At 44.0% G+C, this 5,288-nt stretch carries 6 protein-coding genes; 1 reads left to right on the forward strand and 5 read right to left on the reverse strand.

The annotated features are described in order from the left end of the window. From IM477_RS16690 to IM477_RS16700, 3 genes are all read right to left on the reverse strand, one after another. The coding region (locus IM477_RS16690) for an RRXRR domain-containing protein (protein ID WP_287732688.1) at positions 1-522 on the reverse strand (522 nt) is incomplete at its 3' end. Between the two features lie 259 nt (positions 523-781). Next, positions 782-2,470: an ABC1 kinase family protein gene (locus tag IM477_RS16695; protein WP_287732692.1), complete on the reverse strand. Its 1,689-nt coding sequence runs from the start codon at positions 2,468-2,470 to the stop codon at positions 782-784. Positions 2,471-2,560: 90 nt separating this feature from the next. Next, positions 2,561-2,866 carry a DUF6825 family protein gene (locus IM477_RS16700; RefSeq protein WP_004162702.1) on the reverse strand — a complete coding sequence of 102 codons (306 nt, stop codon included), beginning with the start codon at positions 2,864-2,866 and terminating at the stop codon, positions 2,561-2,563. Positions 2,867-3,138: 272 nt separating this feature from the next. Here IM477_RS16700 and IM477_RS16705 point away from each other — a divergent pair, with 272 nt between their 5' ends. Then, positions 3,139-4,362, forward strand: a complete 1,224-nt coding sequence (locus IM477_RS16705) for an ABC transporter substrate-binding protein (protein ID WP_287732689.1) — start codon at positions 3,139-3,141, stop codon at positions 4,360-4,362. A 326-nt stretch (positions 4,363-4,688) separates the two neighbouring features. On the opposite strand, the gene IM477_RS16710 is transcribed toward IM477_RS16705, so the two are convergent. Next, positions 4,689-4,946 carry a Txe/YoeB family addiction module toxin gene (locus IM477_RS16710; RefSeq protein ID WP_287732693.1) on the reverse strand — a complete coding sequence of 86 codons (258 nt, stop codon included), beginning with the start codon at positions 4,944-4,946 and terminating at the stop codon, positions 4,689-4,691. Continuing rightward, on the reverse strand, positions 4,946-5,131 hold the full coding sequence (locus IM477_RS16715) for a hypothetical protein (protein ID WP_353845556.1): 186 nt from the start codon (positions 5,129-5,131) through the stop codon (positions 4,946-4,948). Before IM477_RS16715 ends, IM477_RS16710 begins: the two co-directional genes overlap by 1 nt. Between the last annotated feature and the right edge of the window lie 157 nt (positions 5,132-5,288).

Genomic DNA, 5,288 nt, shown 5'->3' on the forward strand with positions numbered 1-5,288 from the left:
GGAAGTTAGATCAATATCGGTTTTGACATACTCAAAGTAAATATCAGTAATTGGATAGATTTTGGTTAGTTCGGAAACGACTCGAAGTTCAAGTTGACGATTAGCTCTGATTGAGGGAGCTAATTTTCCTGTTCTTCTATTTGAGAATCGTTTTTGTCGATGCGCTCTTAGATTAAAAGAAAGTTGGCGGTTAATCCGTCTTCCTCTACGTCCTTTTCGCATTAAGCACCGATTGTCCATGCGCTCTTTTACTCGTTTAAAAGGAAGTTCTAAGTGAGCCTTCCAAAGAGTAAAAAGAGAGGATTGAACGCCAATTCCAGAGAATAATTTACCCGGGTCAATACCAATGGCAATCGGTTGGGTTTTGCTATCGGAAGGTTCATCGATTAGCTGGACATAGAAAATATCTAAGTCGTTGAATTTACCGATAGCTTTTCCTTCCTTAATCCACCGTCTGGCCCGACTGGGTTTGGTGGGCATCAACGGTTTTCCGTCTTTTGAGATAACAGGAACTCTTGCCATGGAGATAATCCTTAAGAGTAAAGTTAAATTCCCTTACCGCAACACAATCAAGATGTCTTGTCTAACAACGCTTTACCAATAAAGCTGAGAGGGAATCCGAACTAGGGAAGTATTCGGAGGTCTGTGCCAGATTGTGTCTCAATGCGGTAGTCTCTACTTGCGTCGCCTAAATTGGTTTAGGCAAGCCCCGTCGCTTTTAGGGCGGGGTTAGTGACCGAAATTTCTGCTGCTAACACAATATTTATTATCCTGCGATCGATTACATCATACGATCCTGACGTTCAATTTTTCGCCAAAGTCTCAAGAGGGCTATCCCCGGAAGCAGGGAAATCGCCATCGGCACTAAAGTTAACCAACCAAAATCACTGATAAATAGAAGCGTCGCTGAGATAAGCAAAGCACTGATCAGTAAAGTATAGTTGGTTCCCATTTGAATCATACCCAATCGCCGTAAAAGTCGATCGGACTCGCTCGAACGTACCCGGACACGGATATCACCCCGTTCTAATTTTTCGATCGTATCATCGATGCGTCGGGGTAAACTCAGGGCGGTGCTGCTCACTTGGGCCGCTTGCCGTCCTAACTCATCGAGGATATTACTGCCATTATTTCCTGTCATATCATGTACTAATTGCAGGGCAAAAGGTTGGGCTACTTCCATAAAGTTAAATTCGGGATCGAGTCCTTTGCCTACCCCTTCCAGGGTAGAAAATGCCCGCATGACGAAGGTAAAGGTAGCGGGAAAGCGAAAAGGTTGATCGTAGGCGATGTCATAGAGATCATCGCTGATAGCGGCCACGGATTGCTCCTCAAAGGGTTTATCCATGAAGTTATCGAGCATATACTGGATCGAGCGCCGCACTGATCCCATATCACCATTAGCAGCTAATGCTCCTAAATCTACCAGAGAAGTGACCACGCGATCGGCATCTTTTTGGGCAATTCCCAAGAGAGTCTGCATTAATTTTTCGCGCACGTTGGTTTTAATTTGTCCCATCATGCCGAAATCGTAGAAAATTAAGGAGCCATCACTATCAACGGCGATATTGCCAGGGTGAGGATCCGCGTGAAAAAAGCCGTTATTGAGCAGTTGAATTAGATAGGCTTTTGCCCCCAGTTTAGCCAACAATTTGCGATCGAGTCCTGCCGCTTCTAGGGCCTCATAATGACTGATTTTGATGCCGGGGAGGTATTCTAGGGTTAAAACCCGGGGAGAGGTGTAGCGCCAATAGACTTTCGGTACTTTGACCCAATCTTCCCCGCGAAAATTACGGCGAAAAGTGTCGGCGTTACGACCTTCGTTGAGATAATCGGTTTCTTCCCAGAGAATTTTACAGCATTCTTCATAAATACCCGTCCAATCGCGACCTTTACCCCATTTAGGATGATTTTGGAAGTATTGGGCGATTTTTTTCAGGATGGCCAGATCGATACTAAATAATTTTTTCAATCCGGGCCGTTGGACTTTGACCACCACATCTTCCCCGGTGTTCAGTTGGGCCCGGTGAACTTGCCCTAAACTAGCGGCTGCTAGGGGGATGGGATCGAAGCTTTTAAAGAGTTTATGCAGGGGTTTACCGAGGGATACCTCGATAATTTTGCTGGCCTGTTCGTAGGTAAATGCGGGAACCTGATCCTGTAGTTTCGAGAGTTCTTCCACATATTCGAGGGGAAAAAGATCGGCGCGAGTGGAGAACAGTTGACCGACTTTAATAAAAGTCGGTCCCAATTCTAGCATGGTTTCCCGAATCCAAGCGGCCTGTTTTCTGCGTCTGCCGGCGAGTTTTTCTTGGCTATAGCCGCCGTTATAGCTCCATTTTTTACCGTTGAGCCAGAATTGATAAAGTACAGTCAGAACGAATCGCCAAATATCTAGACGACGACGATTGATGGAATAGCTTTCTCGATTCCAACGATAGCTATTTTTGGCGACTTCGAGGGCCGGCATTGCTGGGTTTAACTCTGGGGTAACGGGGACGGGTAGAAAGGCTGACACGCAATTTTTGGGGCTTTAAAGCGACTAAAAGAGGGTTTTGGGTTAATTCTGGTAGTTTTTTAGTTCCGAGCGCAATTGGGCGATTTCGGCGCGCATTTCGTCGATGTTTTCCTGCACATCGGCACTGGAGGAACCACCGGACTCTGTACCAGTATATACTCCCTTTTCCATGGCTTGATCGGCTCTCATTTGCACTTCTTCGACGAATTGCCGCAGGTTTTCCCGTTGTTCGGCATCAAATTTGCCTAATTCGCTTAAAGCGTTGGTAAACGCATCTTCTAGCTGTTCACCGATCACTTCAGCGATCGCTCGTCCGAGGAAAAAGGCGTGAATAACGGGGTTAGTCATAATCTTAAATGGATGTTTTCGCTTCGGGGTTTGTGGACGGGAAAGGCGATAATAGATTCCCTAACTACTAGGTTAGGCGACAGAACCAGAAAAGGCAAATCGTTTTTCTGAAAACGGAGGTGAGACGGGGAGGTTAATCGACAAAATTAGGGGAAAGAAAGGGCGCTAAGGGAGCAGAATCCGGTCCGATCGCATCGAGAATTATCGCTGAAATCAACCCGATTAGCGAAATAATAGTGTCAACAACAATATCAGCCTCCTGGAGAGTTAAGATGCTCAGAAAACGTTTATTAATCCCCTTAATCTTATCCCTAGTCACTTTTGGTCTAGTGGTGGCCTGTAATTCCGGCACTCCCACCGGTCAAACTAACCCCAGTCCCGCAGAAAACGCCGCCACTGGTGCTATTCCCATCGGTGCAGCTTTGGCTCAAACCAGCAATCTCGCCCTATTGGGACAGGAACAGGTGATCGGTGTCAAGATGGCTGAAACATATTTTAATAAAAAGGGCGGAGTCAATGGAACACCGATTAAAGTTATTATCCAGGATGTGGCCGGGGATGAACAGGGAGCGATCAACGCCATCAATACCCTCATCACCCAAGATAAAGTGGTGGGTATTCTTGGTCCGTCCCTGTCCCAACAAGCTTTTGCCGCTAGTCCGATCGCCGATCGAGCCAAAGTTCCCATTCTCGGCCCGTCTAACACCGCTAAAGGTATCCCCCAGATCGGTGAATATGTGGGCAGGGTGTCCGCTCCTGTGGCTGTGGTCGCTCCCAATGCGGTTAAAACCGCTTTAAAAATCGATCCCAAGATTAAAAAAGTGGCTGTCTTTTTTGCCCAAAATGATGCTTTTAGTAAATCGGAAACGGAAACTTTTCAAGAAACCCTGAAGAGTTTAAATCTTGATATTGTCACCGTGCAGAAATTCCAAACCACCGATACAGATTTTCAAAACCAAGCCACCGCCGCTATCAATATTAAACCGGATTTAGTGGTTATTTCTGGTTTGGTTGCTGACGGGGGCAATTTGGTCAAACAGTTGCGACAATTAGGCTATCAGGGATTAATTATTGGTGGCAATGGTTTAAATACTTCTAATATTTTCCCTGTTTGTCAAGCTCAATGTGATGGCATTATCATTGCTCAAGCTTATAACCCGGAATTAGATAGTCCTATTAATCGGGATTTTGTCGCCGCTTATACAGCAGAAAATAAAAAAGCACCGCCCCAATTTACCGCTCAAGCTTTTACGGGAATTCAAGTTTTTGTCGAGGCCTTAAAACGGGTAGATGATAAAAATAAACTCAGTACACTTTCCCTCGAACAAATTCGCCAACAATTAAATCAGGAAATTTTAGCGGGTAAGTATGTCACTGTCTTGGGAGATATTGCTTTTACTCCCGAAGGAGAAATCATTCAGGATAAATTCTCCGTGGCACAAATTAAAATGGATGCCGATGGTAAAAATGGTAAATTTACTTTTGTGAAAAATTAATAAGTAAGTGGTTCTTCTCGTTTCTACCTCGTTGCAAGGGTCTCCCTTGCAACGCATTTCCAGAGGTTCTAGCTCTTGTGTAATACTAAATCCTGTTTAAAGTGTTCAAGAGTGTTAAAGTCGAGTCCAAAATCAACATAATCCTGTTTTGACTTGCAATGTTCTATTCAATTAATTTATCTAGGGATAGGACAGTATTCGATGGTGGTGTTGGACAAGAATAAAAGAAAAATGTAGGTTGGTTTTCCCTTTCTTCAGAAATTCTTCTTAAGTTTTCGTGTTCCCTAATTCTTGCTCTAAGCTAGTTCTGGAATTTCTGGCGATTATTAGTAGTGAAATTTACAGAAAATAATAACAATTTCTTGATCAGACACGCTATAAACTAGGCGGTGTTCTTTTGTAATGCGTCGTGACCATAATCCTGATAGTTCATGTTTTAATGCTTCTGGTTTTCCTAATCCAGAAAAAGGCTCTCTTTGAACATCTTTAATAAGGCTGACAATTTTAGCGTCAACTTTTTTGTCTGCGAGCGCCCATTGGTTAAACTCATCAAAACTTCGGGTTAGAAAGGCGACTTTCCTGATCAGTTAGCAGCATCTACATAAATATAACTATCAGGATTTTTCAGAGATTCTCTTGCCTCTTGGAGATGTTGACGGTTAGCTTCTGTGGAAAGCAGATAGTCCGTTTCATCCATTTCAGCAGCTTCTTTAATCAATAAAATTGCTTCGACAACTGGGTTCTTCGTTACTTGGTGTGGTTCGATCAGGGGGCAGAAATCGGCTAAATCCTTATCTGGCAAGAGACTTAATTGATTAGCTCGTTCTAGATTGAAAACAATTGGCAAAAATCGAAGCAATGTCTTTCTATATAAGGGTTTCACCCCTTATAACTCCCGTCCATTGCATAACACAAACCGAAGAACC

The sequence above is a fragment of the Microcystis sp. M090S1 genome, from assembly GCF_020246295.1.
Lineage (GTDB): Bacteria > Cyanobacteriota > Cyanobacteriia > Cyanobacteriales > Microcystaceae > Microcystis > Microcystis aeruginosa.

Coding starts and splice junctions, on each gene's coding strand:
- IM477_RS16695 (WP_287732692.1), bottom strand. CDS start 2,470: ATGCCGGCCCTCGAAGTCGCCAAAAATAGCTATCGTTGGAATCGAGAA.
- IM477_RS16700 (WP_004162702.1), bottom strand. CDS start 2,866: ATGACTAACCCCGTTATTCACGCCTTTTTCCTCGGACGAGCGATCGCT.
- IM477_RS16705 (WP_287732689.1), top strand. CDS start 3,139: ATGCTCAGAAAACGTTTATTAATCCCCTTAATCTTATCCCTAGTCACT.